This is a genomic window from Arthrobacter sp. TmtSoilC79 (assembly GCF_059739405.1).
Window position 1 is genome coordinate 4,080,115 of sequence record NZ_AP046051.1, and the last position, 26,222, is coordinate 4,106,336.

Sequence of the window (26,222 nt, forward strand, 5' to 3'; positions counted from 1 at the left end):
GCGCCCAAGCTGCTTAGCCGCTGAATATTACGCATCGAGACCGGCCAATTAGGAGCCAAATGATCGATCCGGTTGAGTGGACTTCGACCATCCCGGCGGACCCAAGGGCGACCATCCCTTGACGCGCCCTGCGCCAATTCCAGGCATGGAGATTACGCATGACTTCTGCCGTACCCAAAATTACACATTCCACTTCGGACGCGACGGCCTCCGAAGCAGGGCTGCTTGACGCGCCCGGTTCCTCTCTTGGCTCTTCGGGATGGTCCTCGACTGAGCCTGCGGACGGCGCTGTGCACGGCGCCGGTTCCGGCGGGCGGGCGCGTCACGGCAGTTTCGACCAAGCCGGGTCCGCAGTGGATTTCTGGGAAGAGCAGGCCCGGCGATTGCACTGGGCGGCGCCTTGGCACACAGCGCATAGCTGGAAGCCGGTGGACGTCGAGGCGGGCCACGGCCCGGAGATCCGCTGGTTCGACGGCGGCAAGCTGAATGTTGCGTACAACTGCGTGGACCGGCATGTACTGGCCGGACGCGGTGGCAAGGTGGCTTTGCACTTTGAGGGCGAACCCGGTGACCGCCGCGCCATCACGTATGCCGAACTGCAGCGTGAAGTTTGCAAAGCGGCCAATGCCCTCCTGGATTTGGGCATTACCAAGGGTGACCGCGTGGTCATCTACCTCCCCGTGATTCCTGAAACCGTGATCATCACCCTGGCTGTGGCCCGCATCGGCGCGATCCATTCACTGGTCTTCGGCGGATTCTCCGCAGAGGCGCTGCGGTTCCGGGTGGAGGACACGGGGGCAAAACTCCTGGTCACCACGGATGGGCAGTACCGTCGCGGGGTTGCCGTGCCCGTCAAGGACAACGCAGATGCCGCCGTCGCCGGTGACAACGCGATCGAACACGTCCTGGTCATCAACCGGACCACCCCTGCCGGGGATCTCGCTTCCGTCCCTATGGAAGGAGGCCGTGATGTCTGGTGGCACGACGTCGTAGACACCGCCTCCGACGTTCACGAGCCCGAAGCCTTCGACGCCGAGACTCCCCTGTTCATCATGTACACCTCCGGGACCACCGGAAAGCCGAAAGGCCTGGTCCATACCTCCGGCGGCTACCTGACCCAGGCGTCCTGGAGCTTCGAGTACCTTTTCAGCAACCCGGATCCGGCCCTGCGGGACGGTGACGTCCATTGGTGCACCGCTGACCTCGCCTGGGTGACGGCGCACACGTACGAGATCTACGGGCCGCTCTCCAACGGCGTGACGCAGGTGATCTTCGAGGGTACACCCAACACCCCGCACCCGGGCCGCCACTTCGAGATCATCGAGCGCTACAAGGTCACCCAGTATTACACCGCTCCCACCTTGGTACGGTCCCTCATGGGCTGGTTTCCCGACGGTGTCCCTGACAGCTACGATTTCTCGTCCATCCGTGTCCTGGGAACCGTGGGCGAAGCGGTCAATCCCGAAGCCTGGCGCTGGCTCCGCGACAACATCGGCGGCGGCACCGCTCCCATGGTGGATACGTGGTGGCAATCCGAGACCGGCGCCTGCATCATGTCGCCTTCACCCACGGACACGGACTTCAAGCCTGGTTGCGCCGCGCGTTCATTGCCGGGTGTGAGCACGCGGGTAGTGGACCAGGCCGGGGTACTTTCAGCACCGGGCGTCCAAGGCTTCATCGTGGTGGACCGCCCCGGCCCCGCTATCGCCCGGACCGTGTGGGGCAACCCGCGCCGCTACTTCGATTCCTACTGGAGCCAGTACCCGGAGCAGGGGTGGTTCCTTGCCGGTGACGGTGCAAAATACGATTCCGACGGCGACATCTGGATCCTCGGGCGCGTGGACGACACCCTCAATGTTTCGGGCCACTTGCTGTCCACCATCGAGATCGAGTCCGCCCTCGTCTCCCACCCGGACGTGGTGGAGGCCGGAGTCTGTCCCGTCGCCGATCCCACAACCGGGCACGCAGTGGTGGCGTTCGTGGTCCTCCGCAGCAATGCCGTCATGGCCGCGGACGGCGACGCCACCGGCGGGCCGGCTGCGGACGTCACCAACGACCTCCGCAACCACGTTGCCAAGGAGATCGGCCCGATCGCCAAGCCGCGCGACGTCGTCGTGGTTGCCGACGTACCCAAGACCCGCAGCGGCAAGATCATGCGCCGGCTGCTGACCCAACTGTTCGAGGGAACCGCCCTGGGCGATACCACCTCGCTCCAGAACGAACCGGCGATCGCCGGCATCCAGGACGTCCTGCGCGAGCGGGCATTAGTAAAGGAAAATTCATGACCGAGATCAGCAACGTCGCCCGACTCTCCGAGCCGCTCAAATTCGCCTACTGGGTTCCCAACGTCTCCGGCGGCCTGGTGGTGTCCACCATCGAGCAGCGCACCGGCTGGGACTTCGACTACAACAAGAAGCTGGCACAGATCGCCGAGAACTCCGGCTTTGAATACGCGCTCACGCAGACCCGTTACGCGGCTTCCTACGGTGCGGACAAGCAGCACGAAGCTACGTCGTTCAGCCTTGCACTGCTGGCTGCGACGGAGCGACTCAAGGTCATAGCCGCCGTCCACCCGGGCATGTGGCACCCCGGTGTGCTGGCCAAGTACATCATCACCGCGGACCACATCTCCAATGGTCGAGCCGCCGTCAACATCGTCTCCGGCTGGCTCAAGAGCGAGTTCATCAACTTCGGCCTCGAATGGCTGGAGCACGACGAACGCTACGTCCGCACCGAGGAATTCATCAACGTCCTCCGGGGCCTCTGGACCGAACAGGGCTACAGCCAAGGCGGCAAGTACTACAACATCACCGACTTCACCCTGAACCCAGCACCCGTTGACGTTCCCGGCCGGACGCACCCGGAAATCTTCTTCGGCGGAAACTCGACGGCGGCACAGGCCACCGCGGGTCGAGTAGCGGACTGGTACTTCTCCAACGGCAAGGACCTTGAGGGCTTCAAGGACAACATTGCCGGCGTAGTTGCAGCGTCCGGCGAGACGAAGCGCGGCACCGAAGGGGCCCTTGCCGCCCCGCGCTTTGGGCTCAACGGCTTCGTGATTGCCCGCGACTCGGAGAAGGAAGCCCGCGATACCCTCCGCGAGATCGTGGAGAAAGCACACAAGCCCGCAGTCCAGGGGTTCCGCGATGCCGTGCAGGAAGCCGGCGCGTCCACCAAGGACGGCAAGGGCATGTGGGCCGACTCCACGTTCGAGGACCTGGTCCAGTACAACGACGGTTTCAAGACCCAGCTGATCGGAACGCCCGAGCAGATCGCCGAGAGGATCGTGGAATACAAGAAGATCGGCGTGAACCTGTTCCTCACCGGCTACCTGCACTTCCAGGAAGAGATCGCCGCGTTCGGGCAGGACATCCTCCCGATCGTCCGCGAACTCGAAGCCGACCTCGCACGCAGGAACGGCACCGAGCTGGACCTCTCCTCCACACCCGTCGCCTCCACACCTGTCGCAGAGTCGGTGGCCGTCTGATGGCTGACCGTACCTTTGGCTTCCGCACCCGCGCCCTGCACGCCGGCGGCACTCCCGACGCCGAGCACGGCGCCCGCGCGGTACCCATCTACCAGACCACGTCCTTCGTCTTCAAGGACACCAACGACGCCGCCAACCTCTTCGCGCTGCAGAAGTACGGCAACATCTACTCACGCATCGGCAACCCCACCGTCGCAGCTTTCGAAGAACGCATCGCATCCCTTGAGGGCGGAATCGGGGCGGTAGCAACGGCGTCGGGCATGGCCGCTGAATTCATCACCTTTGCCGCCTTGACGCAATCAGGTGACCACATTGTGGCCGCTTCGCAGCTCTACGGCGGCACCGTGACGCAGTTGGACGTTTCGCTGCGCCGCTTCGGCGTGGACACCACGTTCGTGCCCGGAACCGACCCGGCGGACTACGCTGCCGCCATCCAGGAAAACACCAAGGCACTGTTCGTCGAGGTGGTGGCCAACCCGTCCTCGGAAGTCCAGGACCTCGCGGGGCTGGCCAAGGTAGCGCACGACGCCGGTATCCCCTTGGTGGTTGACGCCACCTTGAGCACGCCTTACCTCGTGCGGCCGTTTGAGCACGGCGCCGACATTGTGATCCACTCGGCCACGAAGTTCCTCGGCGGCCATGGCACCACCCTGGGCGGTGTCATTGTGGAGAGCGGCCGCTTCAACTGGGGCAACGGTAAATTCCCCATGATGACCGAGCCCGTGGCGTCCTATGGGAACGTCTCGTGGTGGGGCAACTTCGGTGAGTATGGTTTCCTCACCAAACTCCGCTGCGAGCACCTGCGTGACATCGGCCCGGCGCTCTCTCCCTTATCCGCATTCCAGCTCCTGCAGGGCGTTGAGACACTCCCCCAGCGACTGGACGAGCACCTGAAGAACGCCCAGGCCGTGGCGGAGTGGCTGGACGCAGATCCCCGCGTGGCCTACGTGAACTACTCCGGTCTGCCGTCCCACCCGCACTTTGAACGGGCCCGCAAATACCTGCCCAAGGGGCCGGGATCGGTGTTCTCGTTCGGTGTTGCGGGTGGCCGTGCTGCCGGGCAAAAGTTCATTGAGTCCTTGCAACTGGCCTCCCACCTGGCCAACGTTGGCGACTCACGAACCCTCGTAATCCACCCTGGCTCCACCACGCACCAGCAACTCAGCGCCGAACAGCTGGAGTCTGCAGGCGTTCCGGAGGATCTGGTCCGTATTTCAGTTGGCTTGGAGGACCTGGAGGACATCCTTTGGGACCTTGACCAGGCGCTGACTGAGGCCCAATCTGCGGGCGATTCTGCAGATGATGAGGCCCTTGAAGTCCAGGGTGCCCTCGAAGCCCAGGGTGCCGGCTTTCACGCTGCGGGCGATTCAACAGTAGGAGTGAAGGCATGAGCACCGCTGCACGCACGTGGGAAGGCCCCTCCGCTCCGGAACGCCTGGCGCTCCTCCGGCAGGCGAAGTCCATCGCGATCGTTGGAGCCTCGGACAAACCGTCCCGGGCCAGTTACTTCGTGGCAACCTACCTTCAGTCGTCCACCCGCTACAAGGTGTACTTTGTGAACCCGGTGGTCAAGGAAATCCTGGGCCAGCCGACGTACGCCTCCCTGGCCGACCTCCCCGAATCCCCGGATATTGTGGATGTCTTCCGCAAGCACGACGACCTCCCCGGCGTCCTCGACGAAGCCATCGCGGCGGGAGCGAAGACCCTGTGGCTGCAACTCGGTTCGTGGCATGAAGAGGTTGCCCGTGATGCCGAAGCAGCGGGCCTGAATGTGGTGATGGACCGGTGCGTGAAGATCGAGCACGCCCGTTTCCACGGCGGCCTCCACTTGGCCGGCTTCGACACCGGGGTTATTTCCTCCAAGCGCCAGGTTCTGGCGTAGGGCCGGAGCCACGCACCGGGTTCTGGCATACGGCTGGAGCGACGCGCCGGGTTCTGGCGTACGACTGCAGCCCCGCGCCAAGTTCTGGCCTACCGCTGGAGCCACCCGCCAAGTTCTGGCCTACGGCCGGAGCCACGCGCCAAGTTCTGGCCTACGGCCGGAGCCACGCGCCAAGTTGTGGCGTACGGCTGGAGCCCCGCGCCGAGGAGCCTAGCGGTGACCCTGCTTCAGCCGCTTCTTCCATTCGTCGATCGCGGCCTGAAACTGTTCCTCGGTACTTTTTTGGGACACCGGAGGAAGCTGCGGCCCTTGCTTGACGTTGGTCCCGGGCTTGGCCGGCTTCCCGGCGTCGGTTTTTGGTGTTTCCGCCTTAGTGGCCTCCGCGCCTCGGCGAGTGACCTGGTTCAATCGTGGCTGGGGCTCGGGGGCTGGGCCTTGAACTAGTTGGTGTGGCAGGGCAGGGTTCGGGTTGGCATTGTTCGGCAGGGCAGGCTTCGGCAGGGCACGGTTCGCTGCCTCCTGCGAGGGATCTGCCGGCACGGGTGCCTGTGCCTGTGCCTGTGCCTGTGCCTGTGCCTGTGCCTGTGCCTGTGCCTGTGCCTGTGCCTGATTATCAGTGGGCGCTGCCGTGGGCACGGGAATTGACTGTGTCTTTGAGGCCGACGGAACTGACGTGGGATCTGAAGCAGACGCAGGATCCGGGGCGGGGGCCGGTTCCGTACTGACTCTGGGGGCGTCGGGCAGGGGCATTTCCGGGGCCGCTGCTGGTGACCGGGGTTGGAAGTTGCTGATGAGCTGGTCAATGAAGGACGGGTTCCGGGTGAAACCAGAGCTGGCGGCGGCAACGCCACTGACCCCAAGCCCCATGGCAGCCACAACAGCAATACTGACCACCGCGGTCCGGTGTTGGTGACGCCAACGGCGCTTGGACAATTCATCGTGTGGGCCTGCGATCATCGCAGCAAGCTCAGGACCGGGGGCAGGAGCAGGAAATGTTGCAAAGGCGCCCAGCGAAACCAGTGCCCGCCGCACGTCTGATTCGTCGGCAAGATCGGCGTCGAGCAGGAGCTCGTCCACGATCTCTTCGCGTTCAGTATCCCTGGATGTCATGGCGACACGTATTCCTTTACTGCCGAATGCTCACGGAGCGTTATGAGGGCCCGGCGCTGTAATTGCTTGACTGCGCCGGATGATTTCCCCATGATGTCGGCCACCTGTTCAACCGTCAGGCCGGCCACGATGCGGAGGTTCAGGACCTCCCGTTGCTCGTCACCCAGGCTGTCCAAGAGTGCGGCGACCTCAGATGGTGCCAGCCTGGACAGCGCTTCGGCCTCTGCGGAGCTCGATTCGCGGGTGTCCCGCTCGGGCTCGAACTCGTGCTGGATTGGCGCTCGACTTTGTTTCCTGTGCTCATCCACCATGCGTGCATGAGCAACTGAGAAGATGAAGGTCCGCAAGCCGTTGACCCCACCGCTCAAGTCATCAAGCCTCGGCAACACCGCCAGGAACACGTCCTGTGTACTTGCTTCAGGATCGGGCACGCCTTTGGCCGTCAGGTACCCGAGAACCTGGCCCGCATAGGCCTGGTAAACGGCGCTGAACAACTCCGCGGTATTGCCCTTGAGCGCATGCAGCGCTTCGTCGGTCAACGCGTCAGTCACAGTTGTGGGACTTTCGATCGGCGGCAGGTCCGTGGCTTTCCAGCCAGGTCACCCGACGTGTGCGACGGACGACCCCACCAAGGGTAACTGCTATGACGGGTCATCCCCAGGGAAGACCCGCTTGTCCGGAAAAACTGCTATGGACAAGGAAGAGCCGAGCTGGAACATGATGGGGGACAAATTCCAGCTCGGCCCTTTCACAGACGTAATCGACGGGACAACCCAAAGGGTTACGGCGGTGACAAACTTTTTTTGAAAACTTTTGCCGGGTGCTTCACGGCAGCCCGCCGGCACCCCGTGCAGTGTTTTCACAAACAGGCGCAAGGCCCCGAAACGTGTCCCGGCGCATCGGCATGAGGGCAGCCGCGAGTAGCACTTCAATAGCGCGAACTGCGCTTCATCATGTTCTGGAGGGTCGGTGTCCGGGTAGTGGTGGGGCTTTGGATTGGTAGGTGTGTCCGGTGGGGGTGCTGATACTCAGGGTGTGGGTGTCTTCGGGTAGGGGTGTGGCGGCCCAGCCGGGGTTTTCTTTGGTGTGGTTGCATGCTTCGCAGAGCCCTGCTGCGTTGTCCAGGGTGGTGGCCCCGCCGGAGTGCCACGGTACGACGTGATCGATGTGCCGGATGGGCGCGTCGCAGTACGGTGTCCTGCAGGTATGGTCGCGGGCTTCGATGAATCGTCGGTGCCGGTGCGGGAAGAGCCTGGCTTTGGAGTCCATGGCCAGCAGCTCACCGCTTTCGGGCGCGGTGTAGAGCCGCCGGAGCCAGACCTTGAACTCCTGGTCCTGTTCGGGTGTCGGCTGTAGGTCCTGTGCGGGGGCACCTCGTGCTGGTGTCTCTTCTGCTGCGCCGATCAGGGTTCGTGCCCAGGGTGCGGGGACGATGCCGTAGCCGTGGAGCCGGGCGGGTTCGGAATCGCTTTGGAACAGGGTGCGGTCGGTCATGACGACTTGGAGTTCAACCCCGGAGATCCCGCCTGGGGTGCCGGTGGTCCGTTCAACGAGGGTGTCGGCCATGACTTGGCCGCGGGTCCTGGGGTCACCGCTGGACCGGGCAGAGTCAGCGGTCCGGGTCAGTGCCGCGTACACGGCGACGCCTTGGGCGACCGGAAGCAGCGCGGTCAGATAGGTCATGGTGTCCGGTGCCGGGCGCAGGCTGACGGTTCGTTCCGTCGCGGCGTGGCTGGCGCGTTGGGCCACGGACCGTGGGTCACGGCGGTAAGCGGCAGCTTTCGCGGCGGCGATGATGGCTTTGTCTCCAGCACCCTCGAACGTTCCGGTGTCGGGGGCGAGTTCGGCGTCCACCGCCGCTCGGTCTTCCACGGACAGGCAGGCTGTTTCCTTGACCAGCAGCGTGGCCCGCCACTCGTTGAGCAGGCCTTTGTTCAACGCCGCCAGGGTCCGAGGCATCTCCGTCACCAGGGCTTTGGCAAGTCCCAGCAACCGTGAGCCGCGGTTCGGTGATTCCCGACGCGCCAACGCCACCTGCGCACCGACACCCTTGCCACGCTCGGCGGGCGGGACTCCCGCTTCGGCCTGTTCAGCGCGTTGGGCCAGATCAAAGGCCACGGCAATCTGGGCCTGCAAACCGGAGATAGCCGACTTCATCTCCTCCAGCACCCGCAATTGACCAATAAGGTCACCGCTGATGGTCCCGGGCTGAGCCACACCACGGGCCGAGGAAACAGCAGGCATAACAGGCACAGCAGAGACTGCTGCCAGTGCCCGCCCGTCCCCAAGATGCTTCATGCCCCAACTCTCGCAGGAGGCACTGACATTATTAGACCGGCCGCCAGAGACTGAGCTCGCACCATCCGGAGAAGCCCCTGGGCCGCAATGGTCCCTGGCTGAGCCACACCACGGGCCGAGGAAACACCAAGCACAGCAGGCATAACAGGCACAGCAGACACCGCTGCCCTTGCCCGCCCGTCCCGAAGATGCTTCACGCCTCAACTCTCGCAAGAGGCACCGACATTATTAGACCGGCCGCCCGGGACTTTCCTCGCACCATCCGGAGAAGCCCCTGGGCCGCAATGGTCCTTGGCTGAGCGACACCCCGGGCCGATGAAAATGCCGGGCGCAGCGCGGGCACCGTTGGGTCGCCCCGCCAACACAACAGGCACTCCAACCGGGTACCCCAGCGTGCACCCACCCCAGCACCAACGGGTACTCCACACCCACGAACCTTCCAAAGAAGGCGGGAACGCTAGTCTGGCGCGTCCGTAGGGGCCTCGTATCCTTCGGGGATCGTGGGCACTCCAGCATCCAGGGCTCCGGTGTAGACGCGCGCCGACTTAAGCCTTCCCCCGCCGCCCGTGCCCCCGCCCGGAACACTGCGGGCAACACTGCTGGCAAGACCGCCATCAGCTCCGGTATCGCCCGCTCCAGAAAGTTTCACGTGCAACCTATTTGCGGTGACAACGGGCAGTTGGTGGATGCGCCGGTTGCCTACCGTCTTCCCCTCACTAAGGACACCCCCATCACCAACATCACCAGCAAGGACGCCCCCATCACCAACGCCACCGGCAAACACCTCGTGCTGTGTGATCCGCTGCCCCGACCCCAGGTCCTCCACCAGCTCGAGGTGATTGAACGTCACCGCAGCGGGAAAGGTCAGGGTCGCTCCGCCGTCGTGATGTTCCACGGTTGCCTCTACAGCGCCGGAAAGGCGACGGTCCAGCTCAACTTTCCACTCCCGGAGCCTGGCCACATCCTGCTCAGGAATGAGCCCACGGGTGTCCGGCGTCAGGTTCAGCAGGAGGTTCGCCCCCATTCCCACCGATTGGTAGTAGATGGCGAGTAAGTGTTCCGTGGATTTGGGTTCATCGTCGGGGTGCCAGAACCAGCCGCGACGGAGTGAAACATCGCACTCCGGCGGCAGATAGTGTTCGGTCCGCAGCCCCGAGGTGGAATCGGTGTACTGGGTATCGGACGTTCGGTCCACCACATAGTTCACGGGGTCCGACGCCAGGCCGTTCTCGTTGCCCACCCAGCGGATGGTGGGTTGGCCCATGTTGAAGATCATGGCGTCGGGCTGATGCTCCTTAACGACGCCGATGATCCGGTCCCAGTCGTACTCCCGTCCCACGGACCCGGCACCGTCGAACCACAACTCCATGAGGGGCCCATAGCCGGTGCAGAGTTCCGTTAGTTGTTGGACGTAGAAGTCGTCATACGCTGCCGGGTCGCTGTAGCAGTCCGCGTTCCGGTCCCAAGGGGACAGGTAGAGGCCCAGTCCTACGCCCTGTTCTGCACAGGCCTCGGCAACCTCGCGGACGACATCGCCGGAACCACCGCGCCACGGGGACGACTCCACCGAGTAGTCAGTGGTGGCAGTGGGCCAGAGGCAGAATCCGTCGTGGTGTTTGGCTGTGAGGATCAAGTACCTCGCGCCGGCCTCCTTTGCCGTGCGGACCCAGCTGCCGGCGTCGAGCCCTTCAGGGTTAAACAAAGACGCCGGAAGGGTTCCGTCGCTCCACTCCTTGCCGGCAAAGGTGTTAATGCCGAAATGGATGAAGGCACCGAATTCGAGTTGTTGCCAACGGAGCTGTGCGGGAGTAGGCGTCAGGAGGGTCACTGGGCGGTTTCCTGTCCGTGGATCAACCACTGTGCGGTTCGGATGATGGCTTCGTCACCGGAGGCAGTCCGCAACCCGGCGATCTCGGATCGGGTGACGGCTGCTCCCTCAAAAAGGCTGACGATCGCGGCCGCCACCCCAGTGGGTGAGGACTCCGGCAGCTCCGGCCTTCCGCGCCTGACCACGCCTTCTACGTGCCCGGTGTACTGGGCGTAAAACGAACGCAAAGCACCGGCCGCGTGCTCATCCGAGGCCGCCAGCGCCCAGATCTCAAGGTGCATCCTCACCTCGGCCATCGCGGAATGCTCCTGAAGCAACGCTGTGAGCAGTCGATGGGAATCCTCGCGGGAGATGCTGCCTGTCGCATCGGAGCTGAGCTCGAATCCGGCCGTCTCCTCCAGCCGCCGCAGCGAGCGTTCCAAGGCCCGCTCAAGGACAGCCCGGAGGAGGTCGGAACGGGTTGGAAAGTAGTGCTGCAAATGTCCGATCCGCACCCCGGCGGCAGCGGCAAAGTCCCGCATTGCAGAGTTTGCGTTGCCCTTGCTGACCAGCACTTCTTCAGCGGCGTCAAGGAGCGCCGCCTTTCTCAGGGCGCCCTTGCTTTCGGTCATGACCTCAATATTGTCACACCGTGCGTTTCAAGCTTTGCGAGGGAAGCGCCCGGATCCTTATCCGATTCCGGGAACGAAACTCCCGGTGTGGCCCCGGCGGCCAGGACGTTGTGCAGCCCCAGCAATCCGCCCAATGCGGTCAGATGCGCCTGGCCCTGCGGATCTGAAATGACGGCCGTTCGCAGCCCTTTTGGCCCTTTCACATCGACTCGGATGTGGGCGGTTCCGCCGGCACCGGGCGAGTACAAAAGGGAACGCCGCAGCGGCGCCCACCGCTCACCGCTCCCCCAACGGAACAGTCCCACCGCGCCGGCGGCGAGCAGCGCCGTCGTGGATGTCTTTGAACTGAAACCGATCCTGGTGGCCACCGAACCTGCGCCGAGGGTGAGCGGGAGGGTGAACTGTTCGGGGGTGTCGAGCCTGGCCACTTTGGTGCGGTGCCCGGCGATGTCCACCCAGCGGGTATCGCCCAGAGGACGCACGACGGCGGCCTTACCGCCTTTTCGTACTTCGAAGTCCAGTCCCAGCCTGTCCATGAAGTCGACGGAATCGACTCCAGCGGTGTCGTTGATGTCGTAGCGGATGGCGACGTCGATTTGGTCCCCACCGCCGGCGTCCTGGGCCAGAGCTGCTGCCACGATGTTGACCACCCCGCCCATCCAGCCCGAGCTCAGCAGGACCGGAGCAGTGGGACGCATAAGTGTTGCCTGCGCGGTGGCCCTGGTGACGCGGCTGGTCCATCGGGTGACGTCAACATAGGGAATTCCGGCACTGACGGCTGCGCGGAGCACTCTGTCGTCAGGGTCGTTGACGGTGCTGATGACGGCCCTGGCTTTTGCTGCGAAGGGTTCCGGCTGGCCGAGGTCCCACCTTTCAACCGTCACGTTTCCGCCCGCAAGGTGGCTGCCCCGGCCCGGGTTCCTGCCGGTGAGGAGCAGCGGCCACTGCGTCCCGGCGAGATGCGTGAGTGCCGTGCCAACTGTGCCGTAGCCGCCCACGATCAGCACTGGACCGAGGGGATCAAGTTCTAGGAGATCATTCATGATGTTAATTCTAGGTCATATGACCTAGAAATATGCATTCAGGCAGACCTACAGCTGACGAGCCGCCCGGAGTAGGCTGCCGGTATCTGCCCGAAGCAAGACACCTGAGTGCGCCAAGGAGAGATCATGACCCTTCCGCCAACACATGAGCCCGAGCCGTTTCCCCCGGATCCGGGGCCGGTGCCACCGCCGCCGGACCCCACCACACCGTTCCCGCCCAGCCCCATTCCGGATCCAAACCCCACTCCCGGGCCCTCCCCCGTTCCGGACCCCGGGCCGATGCCGCCGCACCCGGACCCAACGCACTAGGCGGGGCGTCTAGGCGCAACGCGCTGGAGGCCCGCTACCCCACGGCCCTCTTGATCAGCTCCACGATCGTCGCTTCAACCTCCGGGGTGATCTCCTTGACGGCAAACGAGGTGGGCCACATGTCGCCGTCGTCGAGTGTGGCGTTCTCTTCGAAGCCGAGCGTGGCGTAACGGCTCTTGAATTTGTCGGCGCTCTTGAAGAAGACGATGTTCTTCCCGTCCCTGGCGTAGGCCGGCATTCCGTACCAGGTCTTGGGCGTGAGTTCCGGTGCGTGCTCCCTGACAATCGCGTGGAGTCGCTCCGCCATGACCTTGTCCGCCTCCGGCATCTCCGCGATCTTGGCCAGGACGTCAGCTTCTCCGTCCGCCGCGGATGCCTTCTTGCGCGGGGCTTTCTTCAGTTCCTGCGCGCGCTCCTTCATTGCGGCGCGCTCTTCCTCCGAAAAACCGTCGTAGGACTTGGTCTTGTTGGTGGTTCGTGTTTCAGCCATGGCGGGCTCCTCTTCGCGTACTGCTCGATAGTGATTGGATACTCCAAAACTACGGCGCCCCGGAGCTGCGGGCTTCTCCAAAACTGCTCATTTGGGGCGGTGCGGGAGTCTTGAGTTTTTCCTGAGGAAGTGTTGCGGGTTTGCAGGATTTGTTCTTGATCCTGCCCCGGCACAGTAGTTCTTGTCAGCCAGTCAGGCAGACACCAAAGAACAGGCCGGCCGGTCCCACGGTGGCCCACCGAAAGGACACTGATTCCCATGGCCATCAGCCTCAAGACCACCTCCGGCAAGATCCTCGCTTCCGTCGCACTGGTCGGCACCGCAGCCGCCGTCGCCGGAATGGGCACCTACGGCGCATTCACCTCCTCGACCTCCGCCTCCCAGGCCGTCACCGCCGGCACCGTCACCATCGCCCTGGGCACCGGCGCCGCGAACACCCTCAACGTCCCGGTCACCGGAATGCTCCCCGGCGACAAAGCCGAAAAACTCGTCACCCTGGCCAACACCGGCAACTCCGACCTGAACAACGTCACCCTCACCACCTCCGCCGGCGCCACCGCCTCCCTGCTGACAACCGACCCCACCAACGGCCTGCAACTTAGCATCGAGAACTGCTCCGTAGCCTGGACCGGTACCGCAGCGCCCTACACCTGCGCCGGAACCAAAACCACCGTCCTGGCCAACGGCCCGGTCATCACAGCGAACAAGGTCCTGAACAACCTGACCTCCCTGACCTCCACCAAAACCGACAACCTCAAAGTCACCACCACCCTACCCGCCACCGCAGACAACACCTTCCAAGGCGCCACCTCCACCCTCGCCTTCTCCTTCACCGGCACCCAACGCACCGAAACCACCAAATAACACCCACCAGTAACACCAAGAACACCCAGCAGCACCCGGCAAACCCCAGCCCTACCACCACCAAGCACAGGCAAGGAGAACGATCACCATGACACCGCGGAAAGGCTTCCTGCGCACCCTGGTGATCGCCGCCGCCGTCGTCCTGGGCCTTGCAGCGGCACCCACAGCCGCATTCGCTGCGTTCACTGGTACCGCACAATCCGCCCCGCAGTTCAGCACCGCCAGCCTGGCGGCTCCGGCCGCAGCCAACGTATCCATGGCATGCTCGTTCGGTATCCGCGCCACCATCACGGTCAATTCCTTCAGCACCGTGACCAACGCGAACTACCACGATGTCAAGATCTTCGACCGCTCCGGGAACCTCGAATTCACGGGTGATTTGAGCAAGGCCGCCGGCAAGACCTACACATCGGGTTACGAGATCATCGGAACGTGGAGCTACGAGATCCGCGGTTACTACAAAGTCCCCGGCACCACCAACACCTGGACGGGCAAAGTCCTCAAAGGCAGCCTGAGCTGCTGAACCGCCCTGGGACACCAAAAACTCCAACGGCCCCGACACGCTTATGCAGATGGCGTATCGGGGCCGTTGGCCTGTTTGGGAAGCGCGCCTAGGAGAAGCGCCCCGGCCGGAATGTGGCCAGCATCGGGTGCTTTTCACCGCTGAGGATCTCACCGGACAACAGTTCACCGGCAATCAGGCCCAGCGTGGCTCCCGAGTGCGTGAACGCAACAAAACAGCCAGGCACCTGGCCGAGCTCACCGAATACCGGTTCGCCGTCACCGGGAATGGGCTTGTAGCCGATCTTCCATGAGGCCGGCTTCAGCTCGGGGTTGCCCGCAATCAGCTTGGAGGACTCGTCCGCCAATTCCTGGACAATGTCATCGGGAATCGTGAAGGACCCGTCAGCGTGCTCAGTGATGCTCTCTTCGTACCAGTCGTGGTCCAAGGCAAACGTGTTGCCGGGGTTGGGGCGGACTGCGGCACGCGGCGTATTCATCACGGCGGTGACGTGGTGTTCCACCGGTTTGGTGACCACCAGCATGGACACGGGGGAACCGTTGGGGATCTCCACTCCCAAGGGCTTCACGACGGCGGGCGTCGCAGCACCGCAGGCAACCAATACGGCGTCCGCGGGGTACGTTTCACCGCCGGCAGTTTCGACGCCGGTGGCGCGTCCGCCGTCGACCATCACTGAGGCTTTTCCGGCGTTGAGGACCAGTTGGCCGCCCAGGGCGTGGAATTCCTCCATCAGGAAGTTCACCAGGTCCGGCAGGCTGACCCACCCTTCGCCGGGATTGAAGATGGCCTTCCCGGGGACTGCGCCGGAGTCGATGCCCGGGGTGACGCTGGCGATCTCTTCGGGGGCCAAGAGCTTGGAATCGTAGCCAATGGATTTCTCGTAAGCGTGGCGGGCTTCGGTGGCCTGGTCCTGGCCGGACGCGTTCCACATGAGCCCGCCACCGAACTGGAGCCATTCACGGCTTGGGTCCGCGGCGAACAGCGTGCGGTACCGGTCAACCCCGGCGACGCGCAGCTGGTGGTAGGGCGTGGAACGTTCCCCGGCTGAATTGAGCCAGGACAGGGACCGGCCGGTGGCTTCGCTGGCCAGCCCCTGCTCCGTCAGCAAGGTGACGGAAGCTCCTTGGCGGAGCAGGTGGACGGCAGTGGATACGCCCAGGATGCCGCCTCCGATGACGGCAACGTGCTTGGTGGAGGACATGGTTCTCCCTTTCTTTGGTGTTGAAGCTGTGAAATGCGCCTAGGCGAAGGCGTGGATGTTTTCGATGACTTTGAGGGTGGCCAGTGCTTCGGCCGGCTGCACGGGAAGGGGCCCCTGGCCGCGGAGCGAGGCGGCAAGCTCCCGGTAGAACTGTGGGTAGGCGCCCTTTTCCGCCGGGACTGGCGTAGCTGTTCCGTCCACACCCAGCAGCCCCCAAGACTCCTGGGGTTCGCGGCCGTAAGAGGCGTCCGACGGCGTGATGCCGGCGGCGAGGGCGGGTTCCTGGCTGTCCAGTCCCCACTTGGTGTACGCGGCTTTGGAGCCGAGGACGTGGAAGCGCGGGCCAACCTGGGCGGCCATGCCGTTCATCCACAACCGCGAGCGGACACCGGATTCATGGCGCAACGACACAAAGGCTTCAGTGTCCGCGGCATCAGGATGGGGGCCATGGTTGGCGGTCTCGCCGTAGCTCTCCTCCACAGGCCCGAACAGTTGGATGGCCTGGTCGATCAGGTGGGCGCCGAGGTCGTGGAGAATGCCTCCGCCTTCGGCCAGGGTGGCCGAATCGCGCCAGTTGCCGAAACCTTCGGGACGCCACCATTCAAAGCGTGATTCAAAGGTTCGCACCTCGCCAAGGGCGCCGTCCTTCAGCAGCTTTGACAGCGTCAGGAAATCGGCGTCCCACCGGCGGTTCTGGAAGACCGTCAGCTGCACACCGGCGTCGGACGCCCGCCCTGCCAGTTCCTCACCATGGGCGACCGTAGTGACGAAAGGCTTGTCCACCACAACGTTCAGGCCATGGGCGATCGCCGTGGCACCGAGCTCAAGGTGCGTCAGCGGCGGTGTTCCCAGCACCACGAGGTCCAGGTTGCCTGCAAGGGCGAACATGTCTTCCGGCGTGGGGACAATCCTTGCCTGCGGGTAGAGGCGTTCCGCTTCGGCTTTTCGTCGTGGATCCGCGGTCACAATGACATCCAGGGAGTAGTCCGGGTCCGCTTCGATGAGCGGCGCGTGGAACACCTTGCCCGAGACGCCGAACCCGACGACGGCGGTCCGGATGGGTGCCGCTGTTACCTCCCCCATCACAGGACCTCCGAGAGGAAGCGCTGCAGGCGTTCGCTGCGGGGGTTGTCGAAGAGTTCTGTGGGAGTACCGATTTCCACTACTTCGCCCTCATCCATGAACACCACCTGGTCAGCTACCTTCCGGGCAAAGCCCATCTCGTGCGTGACAACCAGCATGGTCATGCCGCGTCGGCCAAGGCCTGCCATGAGGTTAAGGACGCCTTTGACCAGCTCCGGGTCCAGGGCGCTGGTGGCCTCGTCGAAGAGCATCACTTCGGGCTCCATGGCCAGTGCCCGGGCGATCGCGACGCGTTGCTGCTGGCCGCCGGAGAGGTCGCGTGGCCGGTGGTCGGCCCGTTCGGCGAGCCCGACTTCGGCGAGACGGCGCCGGGCACGTTCCCGGGCTTCGGCCTTGGACATCCCCTTGACGCTCCATAGGGCCAGCGCCACGTTCTCAAGGGCAGTGTGGTCCGGGAAGAGGTTGAAGTGCTGGAAGACCATGCCGATCCGGGCGCGGAGGATGTCCGGCTTGACCTTGAGGGCACTTTCACCGGCCAGGAGGACGTCCCCGCTCTTGGGTTCGTGCAGGCGGTTGACGCCGCGCAGGAGCGTGGACTTCCCTGATCCCGAAGGCCCGATGATGCAGGTGGTGGTCCCCGGGGCGACGTTGAGGCTGACGTTCCGGAGCACCTCGACGTCGCCGTAGGCCATGGTCAGGTTCTGGAGTTCGAGGCTCGAGCCGTTGAACTTCTCAATATCCTGTGCTGAATTCTTGGTGCTGGTGGCGCTGCTGCTGGTGAGGTTCACGTGTTGCTCCCGGTGATGAGCGGCGAGGCCGCGTCGAGTTCCTTGACTTCCTTCAGTCCGCTGGTGGGTGCCGTGGGACGACGGCGGCCGGTGCGGAACTTGTTGTCGAAGTAGTTGACCAAGTGGGTCAGCGGCACGGTGATCACCAGGTAGAAGATGCCGGCCATGACCAACGGCGAGAGATTGCCGGACAACACTGCTGCGTCCTGGCCCACCCGGAACAGTTCGCGTTCACTGACGAGGAGTCCCAGGAAGTAGACCAGGGAGGAGTCCTTGACGATGGCGATGAACTGGTTGACCAGGGCCGGAAGCACCCGGCGTACACCCTGCGGGACTACCACCAGGGACATGGACTTGGCGTAGCTCATGCCCAGTGCGCGGCAGGCTTCTCCCTGGCCCTTGTCCACGCTGAGGATGCCGGCGCGGAAGATCTCTCCGATGTAGGCACTGGCGATCAGGCTCAGCGCGATGATGCCCAGGGGATAAGGAGAGGGGCCAAAGACCGACTGGCTCAACCGGGCAAAACCCTGGCCGATCAGCAGGATGGTCAAGATGGCGGGCAGACCGCGGAAGAGGTCGGTGTAGATCCTTGCGGGAATACGCAGCCACCTGGAGCGGGAGATGCCCATGACGGCCACCACCATTCCCATCACTACGCCGAGGATGGTTGCTGCGATGGAGATGATCAGGGTGTTCAGGAGGCCAACTCCGAGGAGTTGGGGCAGTACTTCGATCATGGCGTCAAAATCGAAGAACGTGCGGCTGATGGTGTTGAGCCAATCCATTGAGTGCTCTCAGACGTTGGTTGTTTGGTGCGGTTACTTGCTGGCGGTCGGGGCCGGGCTTGAGGTCTGCTCGGCTTTGGGGAGGTACTGCTCCGGCATCGGCGAGCCCGGGAACCACTTCTGGTAGAGCGTCTTCCACGTGCCGTCTTCCATTGCTTCGGCCAGGCCCTTGTTCAAGGCCTCTTTGAAAGCGGTCTTGTCCTTGGCAATGGCGAATCCGGCGGGGGCGTCGAACGACGGAATGTCCGCGGCGCTGACCAGTCCAAACTGCTCCTGGTATTCCTTGGCTGCCTCGTAATCGAGGAAGTGGGCGTCCACGGCCCCGCTGTTGACTGCGGAGATTGCCGTGTTGTTGTCCGGGAAGCGGACCAGCTGCGCAGAGGTGAAGTTCTTCACTGCGTAGGCTTCCTGCAGGGTTCCCTGGACAACTCCAAGCCGCTTGCCGTTGAGTGCGTCCGCGTCCTTGATGCCGGAGTCCTTGGTGGTGATGACCGTCAGGTAGCCGGCGAGGTAGCCATCGGAAAAGTCAACGGTTTCCTTGCGCTTGTCCGTGATGCCGATGGCAGCGACACCGACGTCGAACTGTCCGTTGGCCACGGCCGCGAGGAGCCCTGAGAAGTCCTGTCCGGTGAAGACCACGTTGTCTACGCCGGCGCGGTGGGCCACGTCCTTGAAGAGTTCCACGTCAAAGCCGGTGAAGTTTCCGGAGCCGTCGGTGAAGGTGTACGGCTTGGAGTCGCCCAGGCTGGCCACGCGGATGGTGCCGGGCTGGATCAGGCCATAAGGGTTTTCGGCGGACGGGGAGTTGGCGGCGGGCGACCCGCCGCAGCCCGAAAGCGCGAGGAGAGCCGCCACTGCTGCGGCTGCGAGCGCTGCCGGGCGGAAGTTCAGTTTAATCACAGCGTTGTCCAATCGTGGGAGGTCTAAGCGGTGCTGTCAGGAGCCGCTGGAAGTTATTTGCTCGATGCGGGGTCTTGTTGAGTCCGGTCTCAGCCCCTAAGATTGAGACCGGACTCACATCGATTGATAAGAAATGTAGCGGAACTCACAAAGCCGCGTCAACACCCCACTGAAAGGTGAACATGAGCACTGACGGATCCCGACGGCGGGACGTAACGGTTGCCGACGTCGCCAAAGCCGCAAAAGTGTCCAAGGCGCAAGCCGCCCGCGCGTTGGGCAACTACGGAGCAGTCAGCGACGACGTCCGGGAGCGTGTCCTGGCCGCGGCGGAAGAGCTCGAATACCGGCCCAACGAGCTGGCGCGGAGCATGAACACTGGAAGGTCCAACACCATTGGCGTGGTGGTGGGCGATATCGAAAACCCGCACTTTGGGCTCGCCATGAGGGGCATTACTGACACCGCCAAGAAGAGCGGCTACAACGTCATCCTCATCAATACCGACGAGGAAAGGGCTGCCGAGGTCGACGCCGTCCGCGTGCTGCTGGACAAGCGCGTGGACGGACTCATCGTGGCCCCGGCATCATCCGTGGAGACTTCGCATCTGCAGCAGGTCCAGGATTCGGGCCGCTCCCTGGTGCTCCTGGACCGCGCCGCCCAAGGGCTGGACGCAGAAACCTTCGCCGTGGACATGGGCGGCATTTCCTATGAGTCAACCAAGTACCTGATCGAGTCCGGGCATCAGCGGATCGCGTTCGTTTCCACTCTGAAAACAGACCGGCCTTACGAGGAAGGGATGGTGCTGGACTCCTCCCAGATTTCGGACCGCCTGGAGGGAATCCGCCGCGCGTTCAAGGACGAGGGACTCGCTTTACCCGCCGATCTGGTCCGCCTTAACGCCGGTGACTCCGAATCCGTGAAAGCCATTACCCGGGGGCTGCTCGAAGGGCCGGACCCGGCCACCGCCATCATCGCTTCCGACGGACTGATCGCCTTGGGCGTGGTGGAAGCCATCCAGGAGGCCGGACTTGCCATCCCCGCCGACGTCTCTTTCCTGATGTACGACGACTTCGCCTGGACACGCCTCACCACTCCCCCGCTCACCGTCATCGCACAGCCCGTCTATGACATGGGCATCGCGGCGGCAACCGCCCTGATCCGTCGGATCGAAGGCAGGAAAGCCGCCGCGCCAGCACCGGAACTGGTGGCCCGCTTAATCCAGCGCGGTTCGGTGGGAGCGCCTCAGCGGACGGCGGTCAGGGCGTCGTCGTAAATCGCCAGCGCCTGGCGTACTTCTTCGGGGGTCACGACGGCGGGAGGCACCACGTGCACGCGGTTGTCCGCCATAAAGGGCAACAGTCCGCGGTGGAGCAGTTCCGCTTTAAGCTTGCCCATGAAGGCGGCGCTGACCGGTGTGCGGCTTTGGCGGTCTTCGACGAGTTCCAAAGCCCAGAACACGCCGCGCCCGCGCACTTCGCCGATGACGTCGTGCTTGGCAGCAAGGGCTTTCAGGCCCGGTTCCAGGTGGTTGGCGCCAATGCGTGCGGCGTTCTGGACGATGCCCTCCTCCTCGAAGGCTTCGATGGAGGCAACGATCGAAGCTGCTGCGAGGGGATGGCCTGAATACGTAAGCCCGCCCGGGAAGACGCGCTCATCAAAGGTCCGGGAGATTTCTTCGGAGATGATGACGCCGCCTACCGGGACGTAGCCGGAGTTGACGCCCTTGGCGAAGGTGACCAGGTCCGGCCGGACGTTGAAGGCGTCAAGGGCCAACCAATCACCTGTGCGTCCAAAGCCGCACATGACTTCGTCCAGGATCAGGACGATTCCGTGCTGGTCGCAGAGCGCGCGGACACCTTCGAGGTACCCCGGCGGCGGAAGCAGTATCCCGGCGGTACCGGGAACGGTTTCCAGCAGCACGGCAGCAACGGAGTGCGGACCTTCGAGTTCGATGGTCCGGCGCAGGTGTTGCAGTGCCCGTTCTGCTTCCTGCTCCGGGGTTTCGGCCCAGAATTCGGAACGGTAAAGGTACGGCCCAAACACGTGGACGTGGCCGCGGGAGTATTCGTTGGGAATGCGGCGCCAGTCCCCGGTCGCCACGATCGCTGCCCCGGTGTTGCCGTGGTAGGAGCGGTAGCGGGAGATGACCTTGTCCCGGCCAGTGTGGAGCCGGGCCATCCGGATGGCGTTTTCGTTGGCGTCCGCGCCGCCATTGGTGAAGAACACCTTGTCCATGGTCTCCGGCGCATGGGAGAGGATCTTCTCGGCCGCCATGGCGCGCGTGCGGTTGGCGTGCGCGGGAGCAACGGTGGTGAGCGTGTCCAGCTGTTCCTTGATGGCTTCGATAAGCCGCGGGTGCTGGTGGCCGATGTTGGTGTTGACCAGTTGGCTTGAGAAGTCCAGGTAGGTCCTGCCCTCATGATCCCAAACCGTGCTGCCGGAACCGCCGGCGATCGCCAGTGGTTTCAACGAACCCTGGGCAGACCACGAATGGAACACGCTGGCGGTATCCCTTTCTGCGACCTCGGAGTTGCTTGCTGCCAAGGAAGCAGCCGGGGCGGTGCGGGTGGGTGACATGGGAGGGTCCTCTCTCTGGCGGGGCTGGATGTCCCTTCATCATGCGCCGGTGATAGCCGCAGTCCCTCTCGACATTTGTATAGTGAACTCCTGACGGAACTACGTTTTTCCAAGGAGCCCCGAGTATGCCACCGACCCTCAACGCCATCGTCCGCGACAGCACTTTGAACCTGCGGCTGGTAACGCCGGAGGCGGGCGATGCTGCTGCGGAGGTGCCGGTATCCTGGGTCCACAGTTCCGATCTTGGGGACCCCACTCCGTTCCTCGATCCAGGGCAGTTGCTCCTGACGGATGGGACACAATTTCCGGTGGGCGATGCTCCTGCTGCGCTCTATGGCGACTACGTGGAGCGGCTGGTGGCCCATGGGATCAGCGGCCTTGGTTTTGCCACCCAGGTGATCCATGGGGTGCTGCCTGCAGGGCTGGTCGAAGCCTGCAGGAACCGGGGTTTGCCGTTGCTTGAGGTCCCGGACAGGACTCCGTTCATCGCCGTCATCCGTTTCGTGGCCGATTGGCTCGCAACCGAACAGCATGCGCGCTCCGAGTGGTCGCTCCAGGCCCAGCGCGCCATCGCACGGGCTGCACTTCGTCCCGACGGCCTCAGGTCCATCCTGGCCGAACTCGAGCGCCAACTGCACGGCTGGGTTGCCCTCTTTGACGCCGCGGGCAACCACATCCTGATGCCCAACAACCGTCCCGTGCCATCGGCCCTGATGCCGGGTGTGGAAGAAGCCGTCCGAAAATCGCTGGACAAGGGATCGCGGTCGGTATCGCAACTGACCATCGACGGCGGACACGTCACCTTGCAGACGCTGGGCCGCAGGCACCATCTGCGTGGCGTCCTGGTCTTGGGCGCCATCGAGCCATTGGACCCGGCCCGCACCGACATCATCAACAGCGTTATCGCCTTGGCCAGCCTCGCCCTGGAGCAAACCCGGACCCTGGACACTGCCCGCCGCCATCTGCGTGCCGGCGTCTTGGAGCAGTTGCTGGCCGGCAGCTTCGATGTTGCCGAACGTACCGCACGCCAGGTTTGGGGCCGACTGCCGGCACAGCCCCTGCTGGTGACCCTGGCGCAGCCTCCCGGACAGGGACAGAACCTGCTCGAAGCGCTCGAACTGCTGTCCGATGACCACCGGGGTGCCATCTTCTACGCCCAGCGGAACGAAAACATCGTGGTGCTGGCCGGACCCGCCCTCCAGCCGAAAGTCAGCACCCTCCTGGACAAGTACGCCGCAACGGCGGGGGTTTCGGCCGAAACGGACTTCGCCCACCTGCCCAAGGCATTGGCGGAAGCCGAGCGGGCACTGAAACGCGCCACGGAGCTGAGCCGGCCCCTGGTGGCTTTCGAGGACATCTCCCAAGGCGGGATGCTCGGGCTGCTCCGACGTGACGAAGCGGCCTCCGTTGCCCGCCGGCTCCTTGAGCCCTTGACCAGGCATGACGACACCGAACAGACGCAGCTGCTGCCCACGGTGACGGCCTGGCTGGCCAACAACTGCGTCTGGGACCGCACGGCGAGGGAGCTGGGGATCCACCGGCACACCCTCCGGAACCGGATCGACGCCGCCGGGAACGTCCTGGGCCTCAACCTCGACAACCTGCGCGACAGGCTGGAACTGTTCGCCGCCGTCGAGTTTGTGGAAGAGCGCCCGCAGACATCGTCCTAGTTCTGCGGGAAGCCCAGGTTGATGCCGCCGTGGCTGGGGTCGAGCCAGCGTGAGGTGATGGCTTTTTCGCGGGTGAAGAACTGGAAGCCCTGCAAGCCGTACGCTTTGGAGCTGCCAAAAATGGAGTCCTTGAATCCGCCAAAGGAGTAATACGCCACCGGCACGGGAATGGGCACGTTGATGCCCACCATCCCCACCTCAACCTCGGTCTGGAAGCGGCGGGCTGCCCCGCCGTCGTTGGTGAAAATCGCCGTGCCGTTGCCAAAAGCGCCGGAGTTGATCAGGTGCAGGCCTTCTTCGTAGCTCTTGACGCGCACCACTGACAGGACCGGTCCAAAGATTTCCTCGGTGTACACACGGGAGGTGACCGGGACGTCGTCGATCAGCGTAGGCCCAAGCCAGAAGCCGTTCGCATCCCCGTCCACCTCGATGCCGCGGCCATCCACCACAACCTTGGCACCGTCCTCGAGGGCAACGTCGATGTAGGACGCCACCTTGTCGCGGTGCTGGCGGGTGACCAGTGGGCCCATGTCGCAGTTGCGGCGGCCGTCGCCGATCTTCAGGGTGGACATCCGGGCAGTGATCTTTTCGATCAACGCGTCAGCAACCGGCTCCACGGCCACCACCACACTGATCGCCATGCAGCGCTCCCCCGCCGAACCGAAGCCTGCGTTGATGGCGGCATCGGCGGTCAGCTCGAGGTCGGCGTCGGGCAGGACCAGCATGTGGTTCTTCGCACCGCCAAGGGCCTGGACGCGCTTGCCCTTGCGGGCTGCGGTCTCGTAGATGTACTGGGCAATCGGAGTGGAGCCGACGAAGGAAATGGCCTTCACATCGGGATGTTCCAGCAGGCCGTCCACTGCTTCCTTGTCGCCGTGCAGGACGTTGAAGACTCCGTCCGGAAGGCCCGCCTCAGTGAACAGGGCAGCGAGCCAGTTGGCCGCCGTCGGGTCCTTCTCGCTCGGCTTGAGGACCACAGTGTTGCCGGCCGCGATGGCGATCGGCAGGAACCACAACGGCACCATGGCAGGGAAGTTGAACGGGCTGATGATGCCCACCACGCCCAGCGGCGCTTTGGTGGAGTAGACGTCGACGCCGGTGGAGACGTTTTCTGAATGCTCGCCTTTGATCAGGTGAGGGAAGCCGGTAGCCAGTTCCACGACTTCCTGGCCCCGGGTGATTTCACCGAGGGCATCGGAGACTACTTTGCCGTGCTCGGAGGTGATGATCTCCGCGAGCTCACCCTTGCGCTCGTTCAGCAGCTCCCGGAAGCGGAAAATGATCTGCTGGCGTTTGGTGATGGACATATCCCGCCAGGCAGGAAATGCCTTGTGGGCCGATGCGATGGCCGACTCGATGTCCTCGGCGTTGCCAAGGTTGACCAGCTTGGTTTCACGGCCGAGGGCGGGATCGAATACGGGGGCGGTGCGGCCGCCGGCCGATGGCGAGCCGGCGCCTCCGATCCAGTGCGGGACCACGGGAAGCTGGTTGATGTCAGACACTGCGTTCTCTTCTCTTACGGGGGATGGATGTGTTCCACCGTAAGTTCGCAGGCTCGCCCACGTGTCAGTACATTGAGCGAAAGACAACGAGCTTGTTGGACATATGTCTATGGGGCGACTTCGCCTTCCTCGGGATCATCGGCGGAGCGGACTTCGTTCCGGATAATGCCGAGTTCCTCAAGCTGTGCGGACATCCCCGCTCCATCCGGTGCGTAGATCCACGGGACACCCGGCGTGGGTTGACCCCCGGACTTTGAACGGCCACCCGCCAGTACTGCTTCACCTGCCGAGAGTTGGCGGATGGCGATTGCCCGGACGTTTTCCGGATGACGCTGGGCGAATTCGGAGTAGATGGCTTCATCGTGCTGGCCGTCGTCGCCCACCAACAGCCATTTCATGGTGGGAAACTCCTCCGCCAGGCGTTCCAGGGAGTTCCGTTTGTGCTCCTGGCCGCTGCGGAACCAGCGGTCGGGAGTAGGACCCCAGTCGGTCAGGAGCTTGGGCCCGGCCGGGTACAAGTTGCGGGACAGGAAGCGGGACAGGGTTGGGGCGACGTTCCAGGCCCCGGTGGACAGATACAGCACAGGGGCAGAGGGCGCCGTCCTGGCGATCCGCTCATACAGCACAGCCATCCCCGGGGTGGGAGTCCTGGCGTGCTCGTTGAGCACGAAAGTGTTCCAGGCCGCCAGGAACGGACGTGGCAGCGCGGTCACCATCACGGTGTCGTCAATGTCGGACACGACGCCGAAGTCAGCGTCGTCCGCGACGATCTCCACGGGAGCCTCCACAGTTTCCGACTCCCCGGATTGCAGCGTGATGGTGTGCCAGCCGGCATCCAGGGCCACTGGAATACGGGCATCCACTACGCCGCCGCGGTCCGCCCGCACAGTGAAAACGGTACCGGCGACGGTCACGTTGACATCGGCGTGAGCCACAGGAGCACTCGTGAAATTCCGCCATCCGCGCATACTCTCCTGCAACGGCTTTGCATGCCCTGCCGCATCCCGGGGGTCACTGCGGACAACGCGCGCCAGCACCCGCACCCACTTGGTACTTCCATAGCCGGTGTAGGGAATCACCGTTTCCACCCGTCCACGCCGGATGGCTAGCTGCGTCTGGAAACCAAGCCACGCGTCATCGAGCCTCAACGCGAGGTGGCGGCGGGTTTTGCCGGGCTGCCTGGTGCCGCCGTTATCAACGGCGTCGGATGTGGGGCGCGGTTTCAGGGGACGGGAAGCCATGCGTCCAGTCTTCCACGACGACACACCGGAGC

General features: G+C 63.9%; 23 protein-coding genes. 8 read left to right on the forward strand and 15 right to left on the reverse strand.

Annotated elements, in window-relative coordinates; all coding sequences use genetic code 11:
* The first annotated feature begins 158 nt into the window (after positions 1 to 158).
* Genes acs through AC6JA3_RS18670 form a run of 4 tightly spaced genes read left to right on the forward strand, consistent with a single transcriptional unit; the run spans position 159 to position 5,369 of the window.
* A complete protein-coding gene (gene acs / locus AC6JA3_RS18655) occupies positions 159 to 2,285 on the forward strand; it encodes an acetate--CoA ligase (RefSeq protein WP_497920462.1) in 2,127 nt (708 codons plus the stop codon).
* Positions 2,282 to 3,487 carry a dimethylsulfone monooxygenase SfnG gene (gene sfnG, locus AC6JA3_RS18660; RefSeq protein WP_026548330.1) on the forward strand — a complete coding sequence of 402 codons (1,206 nt, stop codon included), beginning with the start codon at positions 2,282 to 2,284 and terminating at the stop codon, positions 3,485 to 3,487. Before acs ends, sfnG begins: the two co-directional genes overlap by 4 nt.
* On the forward strand, positions 3,487 to 4,878 hold the full coding sequence (locus AC6JA3_RS18665; RefSeq protein ID WP_497920463.1) for an O-acetylhomoserine aminocarboxypropyltransferase/cysteine synthase family protein: 1,392 nt from the start codon (positions 3,487 to 3,489) through the stop codon (positions 4,876 to 4,878). The genes sfnG and AC6JA3_RS18665 overlap by 1 nt, the downstream gene beginning before the upstream one ends.
* Positions 4,875 to 5,369, forward strand: coding sequence for a CoA-binding protein (locus AC6JA3_RS18670; RefSeq protein ID WP_497920464.1), 495 nt, complete (start codon positions 4,875 to 4,877; stop codon positions 5,367 to 5,369). The genes AC6JA3_RS18665 and AC6JA3_RS18670 overlap by 4 nt, the downstream gene beginning before the upstream one ends.
* A 210-nt stretch (positions 5,370 to 5,579) precedes the next feature.
* Here AC6JA3_RS18670 and AC6JA3_RS18675 read toward each other — a convergent pair whose 3' ends face one another.
* From AC6JA3_RS18675 to AC6JA3_RS18705, 7 genes are all read right to left on the reverse strand, one after another.
* The gene (locus AC6JA3_RS18675; protein ID WP_497920465.1) at positions 5,580 to 6,479 is read right to left on the reverse strand and encodes a hypothetical protein; all 900 of its coding nucleotides are present in this window, start codon (positions 6,477 to 6,479) and stop codon (positions 5,580 to 5,582) included.
* Positions 6,476 to 7,030 (reverse strand): RNA polymerase sigma factor, encoded by a 555-nt coding sequence (locus AC6JA3_RS18680; protein ID WP_026548334.1) that lies wholly within the window; start codon positions 7,028 to 7,030, stop codon positions 6,476 to 6,478. Before AC6JA3_RS18680 ends, AC6JA3_RS18675 begins: the two co-directional genes overlap by 4 nt.
* A gap of 400 nt (positions 7,031 to 7,430) precedes the next feature.
* Positions 7,431 to 8,723: an HNH endonuclease gene (locus AC6JA3_RS18685; RefSeq protein ID WP_497920651.1), complete on the reverse strand. Its 1,293-nt coding sequence runs from the start codon at positions 8,721 to 8,723 to the stop codon at positions 7,431 to 7,433.
* Positions 8,724 to 9,234: 511 nt separating this feature from the next.
* Positions 9,235 to 10,605 carry an alpha-L-fucosidase gene (locus AC6JA3_RS18690; RefSeq protein WP_043433384.1) on the reverse strand — a complete coding sequence of 457 codons (1,371 nt, stop codon included), beginning with the start codon at positions 10,603 to 10,605 and terminating at the stop codon, positions 9,235 to 9,237.
* Complete coding sequence (locus AC6JA3_RS18695; RefSeq protein ID WP_497920466.1) at positions 10,602 to 11,216, reverse strand: TetR/AcrR family transcriptional regulator; 615 nt, start codon at positions 11,214 to 11,216, stop codon at positions 10,602 to 10,604. Before AC6JA3_RS18695 ends, AC6JA3_RS18690 begins: the two co-directional genes overlap by 4 nt.
* Positions 11,213 to 12,259 carry a saccharopine dehydrogenase family protein gene (locus AC6JA3_RS18700; RefSeq protein WP_497920467.1) on the reverse strand — a complete coding sequence of 349 codons (1,047 nt, stop codon included), beginning with the start codon at positions 12,257 to 12,259 and terminating at the stop codon, positions 11,213 to 11,215. Before AC6JA3_RS18700 ends, AC6JA3_RS18695 begins: the two co-directional genes overlap by 4 nt.
* Positions 12,260 to 12,602: 343 nt before the next feature.
* On the reverse strand, positions 12,603 to 13,058 hold the full coding sequence (locus tag AC6JA3_RS18705) for an iron chaperone (RefSeq protein ID WP_497920468.1): 456 nt from the start codon (positions 13,056 to 13,058) through the stop codon (positions 12,603 to 12,605).
* Between the two features lie 258 nt (positions 13,059 to 13,316).
* Between AC6JA3_RS18705 and AC6JA3_RS18710 the strand changes: the two genes are divergently transcribed.
* Both AC6JA3_RS18710 and AC6JA3_RS18715 read left to right on the forward strand, forming a co-directional pair.
* Positions 13,317 to 13,922 (forward strand): TasA family protein, encoded by a 606-nt coding sequence (locus AC6JA3_RS18710; protein ID WP_223944119.1) that lies wholly within the window; start codon positions 13,317 to 13,319, stop codon positions 13,920 to 13,922.
* An 88-nt stretch (positions 13,923 to 14,010) separates the two neighbouring features.
* Entirely contained in the window at positions 14,011 to 14,445 is a 435-nt protein-coding gene (locus AC6JA3_RS18715; protein ID WP_497920469.1) for a SipW-dependent-type signal peptide-containing protein, read from the forward strand.
* A gap of 88 nt (positions 14,446 to 14,533) precedes the next feature.
* On the opposite strand, the gene AC6JA3_RS18720 is transcribed toward AC6JA3_RS18715, so the two are convergent.
* The 5 genes from AC6JA3_RS18720 to AC6JA3_RS18740 are packed head-to-tail and all read right to left on the reverse strand — an operon-like array spanning position 14,534 to position 19,202.
* The gene (locus AC6JA3_RS18720) at positions 14,534 to 15,646 is read right to left on the reverse strand and encodes an NAD(P)/FAD-dependent oxidoreductase (RefSeq protein WP_026548099.1); all 1,113 of its coding nucleotides are present in this window, start codon (positions 15,644 to 15,646) and stop codon (positions 14,534 to 14,536) included.
* Positions 15,647 to 15,685: 39 nt separating this feature from the next.
* The gene (locus AC6JA3_RS18725; protein WP_026548100.1) at positions 15,686 to 16,729 is read right to left on the reverse strand and encodes a Gfo/Idh/MocA family protein; all 1,044 of its coding nucleotides are present in this window, start codon (positions 16,727 to 16,729) and stop codon (positions 15,686 to 15,688) included.
* Positions 16,729 to 17,517, reverse strand: coding sequence for an amino acid ABC transporter ATP-binding protein (locus AC6JA3_RS18730; protein ID WP_026542343.1), 789 nt, complete (start codon positions 17,515 to 17,517; stop codon positions 16,729 to 16,731). Before AC6JA3_RS18730 ends, AC6JA3_RS18725 begins: the two co-directional genes overlap by 1 nt.
* Complete coding sequence (locus AC6JA3_RS18735; RefSeq protein ID WP_026542342.1) at positions 17,514 to 18,302, reverse strand: amino acid ABC transporter permease; 789 nt, start codon at positions 18,300 to 18,302, stop codon at positions 17,514 to 17,516. Before AC6JA3_RS18735 ends, AC6JA3_RS18730 begins: the two co-directional genes overlap by 4 nt.
* Positions 18,303 to 18,335: 33 nt before the next feature.
* Positions 18,336 to 19,202 (reverse strand): ABC transporter substrate-binding protein, encoded by an 867-nt coding sequence (locus tag AC6JA3_RS18740; protein ID WP_026548101.1) that lies wholly within the window; start codon positions 19,200 to 19,202, stop codon positions 18,336 to 18,338.
* Between the two features lie 182 nt (positions 19,203 to 19,384).
* Between AC6JA3_RS18740 and AC6JA3_RS18745 the strand changes: the two genes are divergently transcribed.
* Positions 19,385 to 20,473, forward strand: a complete 1,089-nt coding sequence (locus AC6JA3_RS18745; protein ID WP_497920470.1) for a LacI family DNA-binding transcriptional regulator — start codon at positions 19,385 to 19,387, stop codon at positions 20,471 to 20,473.
* On the opposite strand, the gene AC6JA3_RS18750 is transcribed toward AC6JA3_RS18745, so the two are convergent.
* Positions 20,443 to 21,777: an aspartate aminotransferase family protein gene (locus AC6JA3_RS18750; protein ID WP_497920471.1), complete on the reverse strand. Its 1,335-nt coding sequence runs from the start codon at positions 21,775 to 21,777 to the stop codon at positions 20,443 to 20,445. The genes AC6JA3_RS18745 and AC6JA3_RS18750 overlap by 31 nt on opposite strands.
* Positions 21,778 to 21,902: 125 nt before the next feature.
* Here AC6JA3_RS18750 and AC6JA3_RS18755 point away from each other — a divergent pair, with 125 nt between their 5' ends.
* Positions 21,903 to 23,447 carry a PucR family transcriptional regulator gene (locus tag AC6JA3_RS18755; RefSeq protein ID WP_497920472.1) on the forward strand — a complete coding sequence of 515 codons (1,545 nt, stop codon included), beginning with the start codon at positions 21,903 to 21,905 and terminating at the stop codon, positions 23,445 to 23,447.
* Here AC6JA3_RS18755 and AC6JA3_RS18760 read toward each other — a convergent pair.
* Together AC6JA3_RS18760 and AC6JA3_RS18765 are read right to left on the reverse strand one after the other, a co-directional pair.
* Positions 23,444 to 24,949: a CoA-acylating methylmalonate-semialdehyde dehydrogenase gene (locus AC6JA3_RS18760; RefSeq protein ID WP_497920473.1), complete on the reverse strand. Its 1,506-nt coding sequence runs from the start codon at positions 24,947 to 24,949 to the stop codon at positions 23,444 to 23,446. The genes AC6JA3_RS18755 and AC6JA3_RS18760 overlap by 4 nt on opposite strands.
* Positions 24,950 to 25,056: 107 nt before the next feature.
* On the reverse strand, positions 25,057 to 26,190 hold the full coding sequence (locus AC6JA3_RS18765) for an App1 family protein phosphatidate phosphatase (RefSeq protein WP_091553702.1): 1,134 nt from the start codon (positions 26,188 to 26,190) through the stop codon (positions 25,057 to 25,059).
* Positions 26,191 to 26,222: the final 32 nt, after the last annotated feature.